Source organism: Serratia sp. MF1(2023) (genome assembly GCF_030954545.1).
GTDB classification, from domain to species: domain Bacteria; phylum Pseudomonadota; class Gammaproteobacteria; order Enterobacterales; family Enterobacteriaceae; genus Serratia; species Serratia sarumanii.
The window spans coordinates 102,179-116,848 of sequence record NZ_JAVHUX010000045.1 but is presented as its reverse complement, the minus strand read 5'-3'; the positions used below and the strand labels follow the sequence as shown (position 1 = coordinate 116,848).

Annotated in this window: 15 protein-coding genes and 1 riboswitch; of the genes, 8 read left to right on the top strand and 7 right to left on the bottom strand. The window is 62.3% G+C overall.

From position 1 onward, the window contains the following. Positions 1 to 174: 174 nt before the first annotated feature. Positions 175 to 3,207 (top strand): autotransporter domain-containing protein, encoded by a 3,033-nt coding sequence (locus REA38_RS21730; protein WP_308886608.1) that lies wholly within the window; start codon positions 175 to 177, stop codon positions 3,205 to 3,207. A 144-nt stretch (positions 3,208 to 3,351) separates the two neighbouring features. On the opposite strand, the gene rluF is transcribed toward REA38_RS21730, so the two are convergent. Beyond that, positions 3,352 to 4,221 (bottom strand): 23S rRNA pseudouridine(2604) synthase RluF, encoded by an 870-nt coding sequence (gene rluF, locus REA38_RS21725; protein ID WP_308886607.1) that lies wholly within the window; start codon positions 4,219 to 4,221, stop codon positions 3,352 to 3,354. Between the two features lie 212 nt (positions 4,222 to 4,433). Between rluF and REA38_RS21720 the strand changes: the two genes are divergently transcribed. Together REA38_RS21720 and REA38_RS21715 are read left to right on the top strand one after the other, a co-directional pair. Then, the gene (locus tag REA38_RS21720; RefSeq protein WP_308886606.1) at positions 4,434 to 4,814 is read left to right on the top strand and encodes a putative T6SS immunity periplasmic lipoprotein; all 381 of its coding nucleotides are present in this window, start codon (positions 4,434 to 4,436) and stop codon (positions 4,812 to 4,814) included. Positions 4,815 to 4,869: 55 nt separating this feature from the next. Continuing rightward, positions 4,870 to 5,130, top strand: coding sequence for a DUF1158 family protein (locus tag REA38_RS21715; protein ID WP_033655345.1), 261 nt, complete (start codon positions 4,870 to 4,872; stop codon positions 5,128 to 5,130). A 6-nt stretch (positions 5,131 to 5,136) separates the two neighbouring features. Here REA38_RS21715 and REA38_RS21710 read toward each other — a convergent pair whose 3' ends face one another. Beyond that, complete coding sequence (locus tag REA38_RS21710; protein WP_041038082.1) at positions 5,137 to 5,586, bottom strand: helix-turn-helix domain-containing protein; 450 nt, start codon at positions 5,584 to 5,586, stop codon at positions 5,137 to 5,139. Positions 5,587 to 5,681: 95 nt separating this feature from the next. On the opposite strand from REA38_RS21710, the gene REA38_RS21705 reads away from it, so the two are divergent. Continuing rightward, positions 5,682 to 6,911, top strand: coding sequence for an MFS transporter (locus REA38_RS21705; protein ID WP_308886605.1), 1,230 nt, complete (start codon positions 5,682 to 5,684; stop codon positions 6,909 to 6,911). Here the strand turns inward: REA38_RS21705 and REA38_RS21700 are convergent. From REA38_RS21700 to REA38_RS21680, 5 genes are all read right to left on the bottom strand, one after another. Next, complete coding sequence (locus REA38_RS21700) at positions 6,888 to 7,568, bottom strand: class I SAM-dependent methyltransferase (protein ID WP_308886604.1); 681 nt, start codon at positions 7,566 to 7,568, stop codon at positions 6,888 to 6,890. The genes REA38_RS21705 and REA38_RS21700 overlap by 24 nt on opposite strands. A gap of 101 nt (positions 7,569 to 7,669) precedes the next feature. Next, the gene (locus REA38_RS21695; protein ID WP_033654547.1) at positions 7,670 to 8,095 is read right to left on the bottom strand and encodes a GNAT family N-acetyltransferase; all 426 of its coding nucleotides are present in this window, start codon (positions 8,093 to 8,095) and stop codon (positions 7,670 to 7,672) included. A gap of 70 nt (positions 8,096 to 8,165) precedes the next feature. Further along, positions 8,166 to 10,130 (bottom strand): FUSC family protein, encoded by a 1,965-nt coding sequence (locus tag REA38_RS21690; protein ID WP_060439438.1) that lies wholly within the window; start codon positions 10,128 to 10,130, stop codon positions 8,166 to 8,168. 4 nt (positions 10,131 to 10,134) lie between these two features. Then, positions 10,135 to 11,172 carry a multidrug transporter subunit MdtN gene (gene mdtN / locus REA38_RS21685; RefSeq protein WP_049194891.1) on the bottom strand — a complete coding sequence of 346 codons (1,038 nt, stop codon included), beginning with the start codon at positions 11,170 to 11,172 and terminating at the stop codon, positions 10,135 to 10,137. A gap of 10 nt (positions 11,173 to 11,182) precedes the next feature. Next, positions 11,183 to 11,446 carry a YtcA family lipoprotein gene (locus REA38_RS21680; protein ID WP_060439440.1) on the bottom strand — a complete coding sequence of 88 codons (264 nt, stop codon included), beginning with the start codon at positions 11,444 to 11,446 and terminating at the stop codon, positions 11,183 to 11,185. A 217-nt stretch (positions 11,447 to 11,663) separates the two neighbouring features. Here REA38_RS21680 and REA38_RS21675 point away from each other — a divergent pair, with 217 nt between their 5' ends. The 4 genes from REA38_RS21675 to REA38_RS21660 all read left to right on the top strand — a co-directional run bounded on the left by REA38_RS21675 (position 11,664) and on the right by REA38_RS21660 (position 14,636). Next, entirely contained in the window at positions 11,664 to 12,278 is a 615-nt protein-coding gene (locus tag REA38_RS21675; RefSeq protein ID WP_049194890.1) for a TetR/AcrR family transcriptional regulator, read from the top strand. A gap of 91 nt (positions 12,279 to 12,369) precedes the next feature. After that, a riboswitch (TPP riboswitch) is annotated at positions 12,370 to 12,466 on the top strand. A 35-nt stretch (positions 12,467 to 12,501) separates the two neighbouring features. Next, positions 12,502 to 13,293, top strand: coding sequence for a hydroxyethylthiazole kinase (thiM, locus tag REA38_RS21670; protein ID WP_308886603.1), 792 nt, complete (start codon positions 12,502 to 12,504; stop codon positions 13,291 to 13,293). Beyond that, positions 13,293 to 14,093, top strand: a complete 801-nt coding sequence (gene thiD / locus REA38_RS21665; RefSeq protein ID WP_033648851.1) for a bifunctional hydroxymethylpyrimidine kinase/phosphomethylpyrimidine kinase — start codon at positions 13,293 to 13,295, stop codon at positions 14,091 to 14,093. The genes thiM and thiD overlap by 1 nt, the downstream gene beginning before the upstream one ends. An 84-nt stretch (positions 14,094 to 14,177) precedes the next feature. Next, positions 14,178 to 14,636 carry an inhibitor of vertebrate lysozyme family protein gene (locus REA38_RS21660; RefSeq protein WP_033648850.1) on the top strand — a complete coding sequence of 153 codons (459 nt, stop codon included), beginning with the start codon at positions 14,178 to 14,180 and terminating at the stop codon, positions 14,634 to 14,636. Positions 14,637 to 14,670: the final 34 nt, after the last annotated feature.

Here is a 14,670-nt window from a genome sequence, read left to right as displayed (position 1 = left end):
CCGCTTCCTGGTTTTCCATCGTCGGAGCGTCAGCGCCGGGGGGCTATAAGCTTTTGCTTCGACGATCACTAAACCGGCGTGCGCGAAATAACGCCTTACACCTCCTCTAGTGCATTGAGTTTCCCTATAACAATAAATTTCGCGCCATCACGCCAACGAGTACGGAGATAGCCCGTGAATGACAAGACATCGCATCCTTTAGCGGTTAAAACACCGCTTTCCAAACTTTACCTCGCTCTATTTTCTGCGCCGCTGTTGATGCTGGCGCCCGCCGATATCGCTCGCGCAGATGATGCCATTTTTGATGGCGACGCAAAAATTACCGAATCATTGGCCTACACCGGGGACGTTTACGTCGGCCGTAATCAAAGCGGCAACCTGCTGATCGATAATGGCAAGATCAGCGCCTATAACATCAATATCGGCCGGATGTTCAACGGCCAAATTCATGAAAGCCTGGTCACGGTCCGCGGGCCGAACGCCGAGCTGAACGCGGTGAACGATCAGTTCGTGCTGCGCGGCGGCCTGAATCTGGGGCGGGGCACCCTGCGGGTTGAAGACGGCGCGCTGGCCAGCGCGAAAGAGATCGTGGTCGGCACCACGCGTGGCTACGACAGCCACCTGATCGCCACCGGCGCCGGTTCTCGAGTTACCAGCAATTTTCTCAGCGTCGGCACCGATTTAGGAGCACGATCCACGCTGGCGATTGAAGACGGCGCGGTGCTGAACACCGCCTTTGACGCGCGCATAGGCAATGGCAGCGGGCCGGGCGAGACCGATACGCTGAGCCCGAAAGCCACGGTCACCGGGGCCAATTCCCAATGGAACGTCGGCCGCGCGCTCACGCTTTACGGCGATCTGGACGTGCTGAACGGCGGTGCGGTCAGCGTTGGCAGCATCGAAGTGGCGGGCGTCTCCGGCGCGCGTAAAACCGCCGAGCTGACGATCGCCGGCAACGGCTCACGGTTTACCAGCGGCAGCAGCGTCAACGTCGGCGATTACGGCAACGGCGTGCTGGCGGTCATGGACGGCGGGACATTCTCCGCCGGCGGCAACGAAGTGGTGCTGGGCAAGACCGGCTCCGGCTCGAACCGCGGCGCGCTGATTATCGGCAGCCGCGGCAACATGGACACCGGCACCGGGTTGACCGAGCCGACGCTCGGCGCGGCGGGCGCCGCAGGCACCATCGATGCCCAGACGGCGATCGCCCTGCGGGGCGGATTGTTCCGCAGCTATGTGTACTTTAACCATACCGACGGCAATTACGTTTTCAGCAACAAGATGAGCGGCGAAGGCGAGGTGATCAACAGCGCCGGGCACACGACGCTGAACGGCGATCTCTCTGAGCTGCAGGCGAACGTCACCGCGCGCGGCGGCAAGCTCATCATCGCCAGCGACATCAATACCCAGAAAGAAGACGATATCTTCGAGATCCAAACCCTCAGCGCAGAGAACGGCGGCACGCTGATCCTCAACGCGACGGCGGGTTCCGACGTCAATAACGGGCAGGGCTACAGCAGCGCCGCGTCGATCAAGGCCGGCGGCACATTGGGCGGCAACGGCACGCTGGGCCAGACCGAGATCCAGTCCGGCGGCCATATCTCGCCCGGCGACGGCAATATCGGCACGCTGACGCTGAAACGCTACCTGAATTTTATCGGCGAATCCTTCTATGACGTCGATATCGCCGGTGACGGCCGCAGTGACCAACTGCTGGTGGCGGGCAAAACCACCATCAGCGATCGAGCCAAGGTGCAGGTTACGGCGCTGGATCCGCAAACCAGCTATAAAACCGGCCAAAGCTACCGCATTCTGACCTCGGACGGCGGCATTGACGGCCAGTTCGCGGCGGCGGTCTCCAAGTCTGCCTTCCTCGATGTGGCGCTGAATCACAGCGCCAACGCTGTGGATCTGACCATCGCGCAGAAAGACACGGGCGGTGAAAATCCAGGCGGCGAAAACCCGGGTGGAGAAAACCCGGGTGGAGAAAACCCAGGCGGTGAGAATCCAGGGGGCGAGAATCCGGGCGGGGAAAACCCAGGGGGTGAAAATCCGGGGGGCGAGAATCCGGGCAGCGGCAAGCCGGGCATTTTCCAAACGGTGGCCGAAAGCGGCAACCAGTGGAATACCGCCGGTGCGCTCTCGACGCTGACGCAGAGCGGCCCTTCGCTGGCGCTGTACAACTCGCTGCTGCTGCTGAGTGCGCCGGAAGCGCGCGAGGCGTTTAATCAGCTGTCCGGCGAAGTCTATCCGTCGATGCAGTCTAACCTGATCGCCGGCAGCACCCAGCTGTTCAACGTGCTGAACCAGCGCATGCTGCGCCTGTTCGACAACGACAGCCTGCCGATACCGCCGTTGGCGATGTCGCTGGTGCAACCGGCGCAGGCGCAAAACAGCGGCGTCTGGGGGCAGACCTTCAGTTCATGGGGCAAAAACAGCGGCAACGGCAACGTGGGCAAGTTGGATGGCAACACCACCGGCTTCCTGTTGGGGGCGGATCGCAAGCTGGCGGACCATAACGTGCGCATCGGCGGCTACTTCGGTTACAGCCGCGGCGACTACGACGTCGACAGCCGCCGTTCCAAGGCCGATACCGACAACTACCACCTCGGCCTGTATGCGGCGGGGCAGCAGGATGCGTTCTCGCTGCGCGGCGCGCTGGGTTACACCTGGCACAAGATTGAAGGCAAGCGCAACGTCGATTTCGGCGGTTTCTCGGATCGGCTGAAGTCGGACTACGACGCCAACTCATTGCTGGCGTTCACCGAAGCGGGTTACCGTTTCGGCCAGCCGGAGATGAACGTCGAACCGTTCATCAACCTGAGCTACATCCGTCTGCATACCGACAGCTTCCAGGAGTCGGGTGGCGCGGCGGCGCTGAGCGTGCGCAATGAAACGATGAACACCTTCTACTCCACGCTCGGGGTGCGCGGCGTGACCGAACTGCCGAAGAACGTCAGCCTCTACGGCTCGCTCGGCTGGCAGCACGCCTACGGCGATAAGAACACCTCATCGCGTATGGCGTTTGCCGGCAGCGACGCGTTCGTCACTCAGGGCCAGGCCGTGGATGACAACGTGATGGTGGGCGATATCGGCGTGAGCGTGAAACTGTCGCGCGCCGCGACGCTGGATGTCGGCTATCAGGGGCAATTCGGCGCCGATACCCGCGTTAATTCGGTCAACGCCAACCTGCGCTGGTCGTTCTGATTCTTCCTCTAGACTTCTCTGGTACTGACTGGCCCGCTTGATGCGGGCCTTTTTTATGGTGAGGGCTCAGTGGCGGCCTGTGGCTGACTTTTATGATGAAAAAGCCCGCGCAACGGCGGGCTTGGCGAGAAGCGTGAGCGGGGGTTAACGCCCTTTTTTCTTGCGCCCTGGCTGGGTAAAGCGCTTGCGGCCGGCCGGCGCAGCGGCTTTGTCGGCGCTTTTGGGGCCGCCGGCACTCGGTTTTTTCGCCGCGGCGGATTTGGCCGGAGCCTTCTTCGCCGGCTTGGCCTCGGATGAAGAGCCTTCAATCAGTTTGAACAGCTCGATCAGCTCGTCATCGGTCAGATCGCGCCATTCGCCCAGCGGCAAGCCTTTGAGGCTGACGTTCATGATGCGCGTGCGTTCCAGCTTGGTGACTTCGTAGCCGAAGTGTTCGCACATGCGGCGGATCTGGCGGTTCAGCCCCTGCACCAGCGTGATGCGGAACACGAAAGGTGCCTCTTTCTTCACCTTGCACTTTTTGGTCACCGTGCCCAGCATCGGCACGCCGGTGCCCATGCCGCGAATAAACTCGTCGGTCACCGGCTTGTTGACCGTCACCAGATACTCTTTCTCGTGATTGTTGCCGGCGCGCAGGATCTTGTTGACCAGGTCACCGTGGTTGGTCAGAAAGATCAGCCCCTGCGAATCCTTGTCCAAGCGGCCGATCGGGAAAATGCGTTTGCTGTGGTTGACGAAGTCGGCGATGTTGTCGCGCTCGCCGTCTTCGGTGGTGGTGACGATGCCGACCGGTTTGTTCAGCGCGATCAGCACCAGATCTTCTTCATTGCGCGGTTCGATCAACTGACCGTTAACCTTCACCACATCCCCGGCAAATACCTGAGCGCCAACGGTGGCGCGTTTACCGTTGATGAAAACGTTGCCCTGTTCGATGTATCGATCGGCGTCGCGGCGTGAGCAGATACCGCTCTCGCTAATGTATTTGTTCAAACGAATGGATGAGTTAGTCAGCATGGGATCTCCGTAAAACGCGGACTATACATTACCCGGATGACGCTGCGAAGCGAATCGTTATGGCTTCCGATCGTGATTCACATTAGACGTTAAGGTATAGATTCTTTTTTTAAGCGGGTTAGGATAATAAAACAATTCAGACAGTGATGAATGAGCATTAGCCGATAGGGAGCCTCTGCGGTATACAGAGCCGCGTATAAGGAATGGGTAGCATGAAAAAATATGTGGTTCTATTCACGGCCTGCTTCCTGGTCGGCTGTCTGGGGCCTGGCGATAAGCTGACTCCGCGCTTCCCCGCTGCCGTCACTGCCAAAGATAACCATGTCTGCATTCTTTCTTCTATGAAGGCGGGGGATAATATCCGCTTCGTTCAGATTTATAGCGAATCAGGCGATAAGCTCATTAAAGCTATCGATAATGACGTTTTCTTCGTTGAGCCGGGGAGGTGCATGCCGGTATTCGACTATGCTTTTCGGCCAGGGAAGCGTTATTCCGTCGCCTACGATATACAGACACCCGAAGGTTCGCATTTGATTACCGCCGCATTTATGGTTGTCTCCGACGAACGGGGCAACCTGAGGGTTAACCATTAACGCATGTTCTTAGGTTCAGTTTGTTGGACTGCGTTAGGTTGTAGAATGAAAGGCTATGAAAAAACTTGCCCTGTTGCTCGCTAACGCATTGGCTGTTGTTGGGCTGGCTGTGCTGACAATAAAGCTTTTTCCTGTACCCAGACTAAACCAGAATCAAACCGCTTGGCTGATTGACGCCAGTGGGTTTTTCCATTTTAACGATACGGAGTGGTTTGGTGCGCTCGTTTTTGGCGCGGTTTATCTGCTGGCCGGGTGTCTGGAATGGCTCTTTATCCGCCAGGTTTTTCAGCGGGTGAGCTGCGGGCACCGCCACTAACTCTCATCACCGTTCCTCCACCTTCACCACCCGGGTATTCAGCGGGGTGAGCGTCTGCCCGGCGCTGCCGATCGGCGTCAGGCGCGGGACGGGGCGGCCGCTGTCGCTTTCCACCAGCGTTGAGTGCGCTTCTCCCTCGGCGAACAGATGATCTTCCCCCCACTGGCGCAGGCCGACGATCACCGGAAACAGCGCGCGGCCTTTCTCGGTCAGCACATATTCCTGATAGGCGCTGCCGTTTGCGGCGGGCACGATTTCCAGCACGCCGTGTGTCACCAGCGCGCGCAGGCGGGTGGCAAGGATGTTCTTCGCCATTCCCAGCCCTTTTTGAAATTCGCTGAAGCGGGTGACGCCGTCGAAGGCGTCGCGCACGATCAGCAGCGACCACCAGTCGCCAATCACATCCAGCGTGCGCGCCACCGGGCACGGCGCGTCTTCCAGGCTTTTACGTTTCACGGCGTTTATCTCCAGTTGCACATTCTGGTTGCATTATAAAACCTCCGCGCTTAAAGTTCACTGGGTTTAATAATGAAACCACATTGAGGTGTGCGATGAGCGACAAACTGCTGGATCCCCCCTGTGCGGCACTGGGGCGCCTGCCGGCCCCTCTGGTGCTGCTGTTGGCCGCCGCCAGCGCCTTTAGCGTGGCCAACGTTTACTATGCGCAGCCGCTGCTGGACGCTATCGCCCATGATTTTTCCATCAGCCTGGCGGCGGTCGGTATGGTGATCACCGTGACCCAACTGGGCTGCGCGCTGGCGCTGCTGTTGGTGGTGCCGCTCGGGGATCGGCTGAACCGGCATTGGTTGCTGGCGGGGCAACAGCTGGGGCTGATCGGCGCGTTGCTGCTGGTGGGCTGGGCGCACAGCGCGCCCTGGCTGCTGGCGGGGATGTTGCTGGTAGGCTTATTGGGCACCGCCATGACGCAGGGGCTGATCGCTTTCGCCGCAGCACTGGCGGCGCCGCAGGAGCGCGGGCGGGTGGTCGGTGCGGCGCAGGGCGGGGTGGTGCTGGGATTATTGTTGGCGCGCACCCTGTCCGGCGCGCTGGCGGACGTCGGCGGCTGGCGCACGGTGTACTTCTTCTCTGCCGGGGTGACGCTGGTATTGCTGCCGATCCTGTCGCGCCTGCTGCCTGCGCCGCGCACCGCTCCCAGTACGCTGAGCTATCCCGCGCTGCTGCGTTCAATGCTGACCCTGCTGCTACATGACCGCACGCTGCAGATTCGCGGCATGTTGGCGCTGCTGATGTTCGGCGCTTTCAGCCTCTTTTGGAGTTCGCTGGTGTTGCCGCTGAGCCAGGCGCCGTTCAACTTCACCCACGCCGCGGTGGGGGCGTTCGGTCTGGTCGGTGCGGTGGGCGCGCTGGCGGCGGTGCGCGCCGGGCATCTGGCGGATCGCGGGCTGGGGCAGGCGGCCAGCGGCGTGTGTCTGCTGCTGTTGACGCTGGCCTGGCTGCCGCTCGGTTTGCTCGGCAGCGGCCTGGTTTGGCTGGTGGCGGGCATTGTGCTGCTGGATCTGGCGGGCCAGGCGATCCACGTGCTGAACCAGAGCATGATCTTCCGCGCGCACCCGCAGTCGCACAGCAGGCTGGTGGGCTGCTACATGCTGTTTTACGCCGTCGGCAGCGGGCTGGGCGCCTTTGCCGGCACCCATATGTATGCCTGGGCGGGCTGGAGCGGCGTCTGCTGGCTGGGGGCGGGTGTCAGCCTGAGCGCGCTGCTGTTTTGGCGGCTGACGCTGCGCGGGATGCCGGGCTCAACGGCGGCGGTGGAGCAGTGAAAGCTGGAAGCCCAGCGCACCGCACAACTGCTGAGGCGCGGTGAAGCCGCTTTCCGCCAAGAGGAGACGGCTGCGTGCCGCCGTCATCGGGTGCCAGTTGCGGCGGGTGCGTTCGATCACCTCCTGCGCCTGCGCCGCCGAGTGCCCGGCGCTTTGCAGCCAATGTTGGTAGTGGCTGACGGGCAGGCCCTCCGGTTGATAGTCGAACAGCAGCAGCGGTGCGGCGGGGGAGAGGCGCTGCGCCAGCTGCTGCAAGAAGTCCAGTTTGGCGCCATCGTCGGCGATAAAGTGCAGCACCAATGAGCACACCGCCGCGTCGTGGCGGGTTTGCGGCGCTTGTTGCAGCAAGGTGGGCTGGAAGCTCACCCGTTGTGCGTAACCCGCAGCTTCGGCCTTGGCGCGCGCGGCCGCCAGCATGCCGGCGGAGGGTTCCACGGCGCTGAAACGCCAGCTGGCGTTGGCGGCGGCCAGCGCCTCCAGTTCACTGCCGGTGCCGCAACCGGCCAGCAACAGCGTGGCGTCATTCGGCAGCGTTTGCGCGAGCGTCGCCGTCAGCAGCGCCTGAGCAAACTGATAGCCGGGCACCAGGGTCAGAATACGGCGATCGTAGTCCGCCGCCGCGGCATCGGGGAAGCGAGTATCCGTTTGGTGTTGCATAACCTTCCTTGCCAAGTTCATTGAGAGAGACAAGGAAGGGTATGCTTAAGTGATAATGAAATCCATTATCATTAATAAGTTCTGTGACGGGAAAGGCAGCGTTAGCGGGCCGGCGAATGCAGCAGGTAATAATCTTCTTCGCCGTCGTTGCCGGTAGAGATGATGCGCCAGCCGTGTTTGCGGTAGAACGCCAGTGCCTTTTCATTCTTCACCAGGCATTTCAGCGAGCCGGTGGCGGTGAAGGTAGCTTCCGCCGCCTGCAGCAGCGCACTGCCGACGCCGCGCGGCGGCTGATGGGGATCGACATACAGGTTATGAATGAAGTTGTCTTCGCGGTAGACGGAGACGAATCCCAGCAGCACGCCGCCGTCTTCCGCCACCCAAATCGCTTCGCCCAGCGTCGCGCCGTCGAAATCTTCCAACTGATAGTTTGAGGTATCGCGCCAGCCGAACGCCGCCTTGCGCGACGCCAGGTACAGCGTGCGCAGGAAGGGGCGATCGGTCTCTTGGTAGGGTCTTATCTGCATGGCATCTCCCGGTGGTTTGTGCTCACTATAGCGCATTGCGCCGGGCGTGTACGGCCACAAACGGAAAATGCTAGGCGTCACCCCAGGCGGGTAGGCGATTGAGCCCGTCGCTTAACTCCTGAGCCAGGTGGCGCACGGTGTCGGCATGCAGGGCGGCCAGCGGTGGATGAAAGTCGGGCGCCCGCAGCGCTTGCGGTGCGCTGGCAAGCTGCGCCGCATACTCGGCGAGAACGTGCCCGCCCTGGCGTTGGACCTCTAGCAGCGCCTCGTGTTCCTGCACGGACAGCGCGGCGCCGCTGCCTGCCAGATAGGTGTTGAGCTTTTCGCTGGTCAGCAACAGGCTGCGCGTCTGGTTGAAGATCAGTTGGATATGCCGGGTGAAGCTTTCATGGTTATCATCCGCCAACTGCCAGGTAGGCTCCAGCGTCACCCGGGCCACCACCGCTTCGCAGCCCTCGATCTTTTGCCAGATGCCGATGGCGTTTGTGTTCTCGCCGCCGAGGAAGCGCGACAATTCCCGCAGCAGGTTAGCGACCTGCTGCCGCAGCGACTCCCCTTCGTATTCCGGCCACAGCGTGGCGTGAATGAAGGTGGCGAACCCCACCCCCAGCACGATGCCGATCAGGCGATCGCGGATCTCGGTCAACTCGGTGACCGGGCCGAAGCTTTCCAGCAGTGCCAGGGAAAAGGTGAACAGGATCTGTACCCCGGCATAGCTTATCTTCTCGGAACCGGCGGCGATCCAGGCGGAGAGGGCGATCACCGGCAGCGTCAGCAGCAGCAAGCCGACGAGGCTGTCGAGGTGAGGCATGATCCACACCACCGAGATCAGCGCCAGCAGGCTGCCGATCGCCGCGCCGCCGAGACGCAGCCGCGCCCGCCGCTGCGTGGCACCGAGGCTGGGCTGCGCCACGATCAGGCAGCTCAGCATGATGGTATGAATGCCGGACCAATCGACGGCGGTATAAAACACGTAGGCCACCAGCACGGTCAGCAGCGTTTTCAACGAAAACTGGATGTAAACCGGGTTGGTAAGGGCGTCGGGGGTAAAGAAGGGCACTTTCGGCGGCGGCGCGGCCTGTAGTGCGTCGGCGTAGTCGCTGCGGTTGGCGTAGATTTGCAGGAGGCCGGCCATTTCATTGAGCGGTGCCGGCACCTGCGGATCGTCACTGCCGGCGATCGCGACGGAAAATCGCAGCGCGCTGTCGTGGCTTATCGCGGTTTGCAGTTCTCGGCAGGCGGCATCTATCTCTTGCGCCAATTTACGTGCGGCCGTGCCGAAAGCCGGCGGCAGCTGGTAGGCCAGGATATTGAGCTGCAATACCAGGGTGATCAGCGCCAGATAACCGGGCTCGTTGGCGCGGCAGCGATCGCTGCGCATCACCGAGAAGCGCAGTAGCTTATGCAGCTCGGTGGCGTGCTGCGAGATGGCGCTCAGATCGCGCGTCTCGCCGCCGTGGGCCAACATAGCGCGGGTTTCGTCCAACACCGCGATCATCCGGCCCTTTAGCTGCTTCAGCGGTTCGGCCGGCAGCAGTAGGGTATTGACGATCAGGGTGAGCAGAATGGCGTAGTTGATCGCCACCCATACCCACAGCACCAGCCGTATCACCACTTCCGCCTGCGGAGTGAGATCGACAAAGCTTTGCGTGTAGATCACCACCAGCGCCATCAGGAAGAACAGCACTCCGACCTTGGTCACCCGCATCAGGAACACGCTGAGGAAAAACAGCGCGCTGGAGAGCAGAATGCGCAGCATCGGGTAGTCATAGGTGAACTTCAGCACCAGGATAGCGGCGCCGATCGCCAGCGTGGAGCTGACGAAAAACAGGATACCGATCGCGCGGGTGATCACGATATTGGACTGCGTGATAAAGAAGACAGCGATCAGCGATAGCGCCAGCCACGGCACCTGCAGCGTCTGCGAGATCACGATGGCGATCGCGCTGGAGAGCAGGGCGCGGATCACCAGGTTGATGCGGCTGTCCGAAGGGCGCAGCTCGTCGATCAACCGGGACAGCCAGCCGCGAGACATCGTTTTACTCTTCATGGCGCAGGTTCAGCTTCGCCACCGCCGAAGCACCCACGCGGAACAGCGCCGGGTTGGGAGCCTCTACGGCGATCTTGACCGGGAAGCGCTGCGAAACGTGCACCCAGTTGATGTTGCGCGACACGTTGGGCAGCCCGCCCAGCACGGTGCCGCCGTCGTCGGGCTGTACGCCGTAACTGACCGACTCCACCTTGCCGCTGAATGTCTGGCCGGCGTCGCTCATTAAATACAGCGTGGCCGGCACGCCAGGGTGCACGCCTTTCAGGTCGGTTTCGCGGAAGTTGGCGACTACGTACCAGCGGCGGGTGTCAATCAGCGTGAACACCGGTTTGGCACTGGAGGCATATTGGCCGACGGTGGTTTTCAGCGAGGCGATGCGGCCGTCGAATGGCGCTCGCACCTCGGTAAATTCCAGATTCAGCTTGGCGATGGCGATGTCGGCCTGCACTTCGGCGCGCTGCGCGACCAGGGCTTCGACGCCGCTGACGGCGGCTTCCGCCTGTTTCGCCTGCAGCAATGCGGCCTGCAGCTCCGCCTGCGCCGAGCGCTGGGAGGTGCGGGCGGTTTCCACTTCTTCCGCCGAAACGTAGTTCTTGCCGAGCAGCTTCTGCCGGCGGTTAAGGGTGTCGGTCGCCTGCGCCACCAGCGCCTGCGAGCGTTTGACGATGGCGTTCATCGATTCGGCGTTGTACTGCTGCGCGTTGACCGAACGCTGCGTCAGCTTGATCTGCTCATTCAGAGTGATCAGGCGCGCTTCGCTGGCCGCCAGCGCGTCCTGGTAAGGGCGCGGATCGATGCGGAACAGCAGATCGCCTTGCCGCACTTCCTGGTTGTCGCGGATCGGCATCTCGACGATGCGGCCGTTCACCTCCGGCACTACGTCGATGGTGTCGGCATAGGCGTAGGCATCGTCGGTAGTGGGGGCGTTTTCCACCCGCCAGACGACGACGGCGGCCACGATGAGCGTCAACGCCAGGATGGTAAGCACCAGCAGTCTGCGCTTGTTGGAGATTTGTGGTTGGGTCATGGCGTCAGTCTCAGTGGGGGAAAACCAGTAACCAGATCAGCATGGCGATCAGCGCGGTCAGCGCCGGATACGTCAGCAGCTGCGGCGCCAGCCAGACGCGTTTTTCCGGGGTGCGCAGCAGCAGGTGGATCGCCACCATGCCCGCCACGCCGCCGCACAGGCAAAACAGCCAGTCGGGGAACGAAGCGCCGAACACCACTATCGACGGTGCCGGCGAGCACCCGGTGAGCAACAGCGCGGTCAGGCAGGTGATAAGCAGTTTTTTGTCGGGCATAGGGCATTCTCTGGCGATTGGCTTGGGCGACGGGCCGAATGAAATGACTCTTTTTCAGTGAGTGAGGTCACTGTTTGTCTTCCCCACGCTTGCGTCAGGGTAAACTAGAATAAATACTCTACTCTAAACTAGAGGTATTGATCTAGTTTTTTGTGTCGCCCTGCCTTCGCGGCGGCAAATGGGTATAATGCGTTGATGACAGCGGGCAGAAACGAATATGCAAATCGACGAACACATCACCGGGCGAGAGCCGCAGCAGGAAAGAGGGCGGCAACGCGTACAAACCATTCTGGATTCGGCGGCGGCGATCGTGGCGCAGGACGGGCTGGCGGCGCTCAGCATGCAGCGGCTCGCCAAGCACGCCAAAACCTCCATCGGCTCGATGTATCACTTCTTTCCCGATCGTCACGCAGTGATCAAGGCGCTGGCGGATCGGCATACCGAGTCGGTCGAGGCGCTGATCCGCGACATGGCGTTGGCCAGTGACGACGAGTGGCGGCGCCTCTCCGCTGAAGAGGTAATCCAGCGGCTGTTTTCACCCTATGCGCAGTACCTGCGCGAGCACACCGACTACCTGCCGGTGATGCGGGAAATGAACCTCCCGGACGAAAAGTCCAGCTTCCTGGCGCTGATCGCCAGAGTGCTGCAGCTGCGCCGCCCCGAAACCGCCGAAGCGGAGATCCTGCAGCAAACCCGGCTGTTGCAAAGCCTGGTGGCCGGCACGCTGCACCATATCTTCAAGACAGCGCCGCAGAGCGTGGCGTTCACGCTGGCGGAGCTGCCCGGCGTGCTGAGCCTGTATCTGGCGGGAAAAGAGGGGAACATCGCTTAGGCGCGAGCCAATTTATTCGCTTGTTTGTCCGCGCCGCCGCTGGCATGATCCCCTGCAGGGATTAACGCAACGTTGATCACAACCTATTGATTTTCATGACTCGGGGTGCCCTTCTACGTGAAGGCTGAGAAATACCCGTATTACCTGATCTGGATAATGCCAGCGTAGGGAAGTCACGGCCGCCCAGCCGGCGCCGCCTTCTTGAACGCCGGTTGGGAGGAATATGATCGCTCGACCTGATGCACTACCCGGCGCGCGCGCCGCGGCCTGTCTGACCCAATTCCAACAGCGGCTTCCGCTGATCCACTGCCTGACCAACGAAGTGGTGCAATCGCTGACCGCCAACGTGCTATTGGCGCTCGGTGCCTCCCCGGCGATGGTGGTGGAGCCGCAAGAGGCGGCGCAGTTCAGCGCGCTGGCCGACGGCCTGCTGATCAACGTCGGTACCCTCAATGCGCTGCGCGCCGAATCGATGCGGGCGGCGGTGGCCGCCGCCAATCGGGCCGGCAAGCCCTGGACGCTGGATCCGGTGGCGGTCGGCGCGCTCTCCTACCGCACCGCCTTCGCCAAACAGCTGCTGGACGAGAAACCGGCGGCGATACGCGGCAACGCCTCGGAAATCATGGCGCTCAGCGGGTTGCTGGCCAGCGGCCGCGGCGTGGATAGCGGCGACGATTCGCTGGCGGCCTTGCCCGCCGCGCGTGAGCTGGCGCAGCGCAGCGGCGCGGTGGTGGCGGTCACCGGCGCGGTGGATTACGTCACCGACGGCCAACGCGATTGGGCGATCGAAGGCGGTTCCCCGCTGATGACGCGGGTGGTGGGCACCGGCTGCGCGCTGTCGGCGGTCGTGGCAGCGTTTTGCGCCCTGCCGGGCGATCGCCTGGACAACGTGGCGACCGCCTGCCGGGTGATGTCCCACTGCGGCGGCCTCGCGGCCAGACAGGCCACCGGGCCGGGCAGCTTTACGCCGGCGTTCCTCGACGCCCTGTATCAGCTGCGCGGGGAGGATCTGTGATGAAACGCATTAACGCCCTGACCATCGCCGGCACCGATCCCAGCGGCGGCGCCGGCATTCAGGCCGATTTGAAGGCTTTCTCGGCGCTCGGCGCCTACGGCACCTCGGTGATCACCGCGCTGGTGGCGCAGAATACCCGCGGCGTGCAGTCGGTGTATTACATCGATCCGGCGTTCGTCGCCGCGCAGCTGGACTCGGTGTTCAGCGACGTGCGCATCGACAGCGTCAAGATCGGCATGCTGGCCAATGCCGACATCGTGCAGGCGGTGGCCGAACGGCTGCGCCATTACCGGCCGGAATTCGTGGTGCTGGACACCGTGATGCTGGCGAAAAGCGGCGATCCGTTGCTGGCGCCGGAGGCGGTGGCGTCTATTCGGCGCGAGCTGTTGCCGCTGGTGTCGATCATTACGCCGAACCTGCCGGAAGCGGCGGCGCTGCTGGCGTGCGCGCCGGCGGAAGATGAAGCGCAGATGCGCGAGCAGGGGCGGGCGCTGCTGGCGATGGGCTGCCGGGCGGTGCTGATGAAGGGCGGCCACCTGAGCGAAAGCGAGAGCCCGGACTGGCTGTTTACTGCCGAAGGCGAGCAGCGCTTTACCGCGCCGCGCGTCGCCACCCGCCACACCCACGGCACCGGTTGCACGCTCTCGGCCGCGCTGGCGGCGCTGCGCCCGCGCCATGCCGACTGGGCGGCTACGGTAGCCGCCGCCAAGGACTACCTGCAACAAGCGCTGCAACAGGCGGACACGCTGGAAGTGGGGCACGGCATCGGGCCGGTGCATCATTTCCACGCCTGGTGGTGAGTCAACTTTTTGCCGCAACCGTGGTCTGACTAGTTCAGGCCCGGTTTGACGGGCGAAACCTGATTTAACCTAGGGAGAAGGACTATGACGGGACACCAGGCGCTGCGTTGCGCCCTCTTCGGCGCACTGCTCAGCTTCAGCGCGGGCAGCTTTGCTCAGCAGATCGTCACCACGTCGGATTTGATTCAGCAGCCGGGGTATCAGGCCAGCTGGCAAAACATGGTGAAAGGCCAGGCGCGGATGCCGGGCTGGGCGCGCAAGGGCGTCGGCACCTCGACGCCGGCGCAGAACCTGAGCTGGAAGGGCAAAGAGTATCTGGTCGGCAATCTGTGCAAACCGCACGACTGCGGCAACAACTTTTTGATCGTGGCGTTCAGCGCGGACAAATCCCAGGCCTGGGGCGTGCGAGTGGCGGTGGAAGACCGGCCGGAAGCCGTCGATCATCCGAAGAAGTATGCCAAGTATCAGTGGCTCGGCAAGCCGGATGACGACATGAAGGCGCTGCTGAAGCAGCAGTTCGAGAACAATCCCGACTGGAAATGATCTGACTGGGGGCGCCGGTGACGGCGCCCCCGGC

What these genes read in the sequence shown, in the direction of transcription:
- rluF (WP_308886607.1), bottom strand. Translation starts at nt 4,221, where the DNA reads ATGCTGACTAACTCATCCATTCGTTTGAACAAATACATTAGCGAGAGC.
- REA38_RS21720 (WP_308886606.1), top strand. Translation starts at nt 4,434, where the DNA reads ATGAAAAAATATGTGGTTCTATTCACGGCCTGCTTCCTGGTCGGCTGT.
- REA38_RS21715 (WP_033655345.1), top strand. Translation starts at nt 4,870, where the DNA reads ATGAAAAAACTTGCCCTGTTGCTCGCTAACGCATTGGCTGTTGTTGGG.
- REA38_RS21705 (WP_308886605.1), top strand. Translation starts at nt 5,682, where the DNA reads ATGAGCGACAAACTGCTGGATCCCCCCTGTGCGGCACTGGGGCGCCTG.
- REA38_RS21700 (WP_308886604.1), bottom strand. Translation starts at nt 7,568, where the DNA reads ATGCAACACCAAACGGATACTCGCTTCCCCGATGCCGCGGCGGCGGAC.
- REA38_RS21695 (WP_033654547.1), bottom strand. Translation starts at nt 8,095, where the DNA reads ATGCAGATAAGACCCTACCAAGAGACCGATCGCCCCTTCCTGCGCACG.
- REA38_RS21690 (WP_060439438.1), bottom strand. Translation starts at nt 10,130, where the DNA reads ATGTCTCGCGGCTGGCTGTCCCGGTTGATCGACGAGCTGCGCCCTTCG.
- mdtN (WP_049194891.1), bottom strand. Translation starts at nt 11,172, where the DNA reads ATGACCCAACCACAAATCTCCAACAAGCGCAGACTGCTGGTGCTTACC.
- REA38_RS21680 (WP_060439440.1), bottom strand. Translation starts at nt 11,446, where the DNA reads ATGCCCGACAAAAAACTGCTTATCACCTGCCTGACCGCGCTGTTGCTC.
- REA38_RS21675 (WP_049194890.1), top strand. Translation starts at nt 11,664, where the DNA reads ATGCAAATCGACGAACACATCACCGGGCGAGAGCCGCAGCAGGAAAGA.
- thiM (WP_308886603.1), top strand. Translation starts at nt 12,502, where the DNA reads ATGATCGCTCGACCTGATGCACTACCCGGCGCGCGCGCCGCGGCCTGT.
- thiD (WP_033648851.1), top strand. Translation starts at nt 13,293, where the DNA reads ATGAAACGCATTAACGCCCTGACCATCGCCGGCACCGATCCCAGCGGC.
- REA38_RS21660 (WP_033648850.1), top strand. Translation starts at nt 14,178, where the DNA reads ATGACGGGACACCAGGCGCTGCGTTGCGCCCTCTTCGGCGCACTGCTC.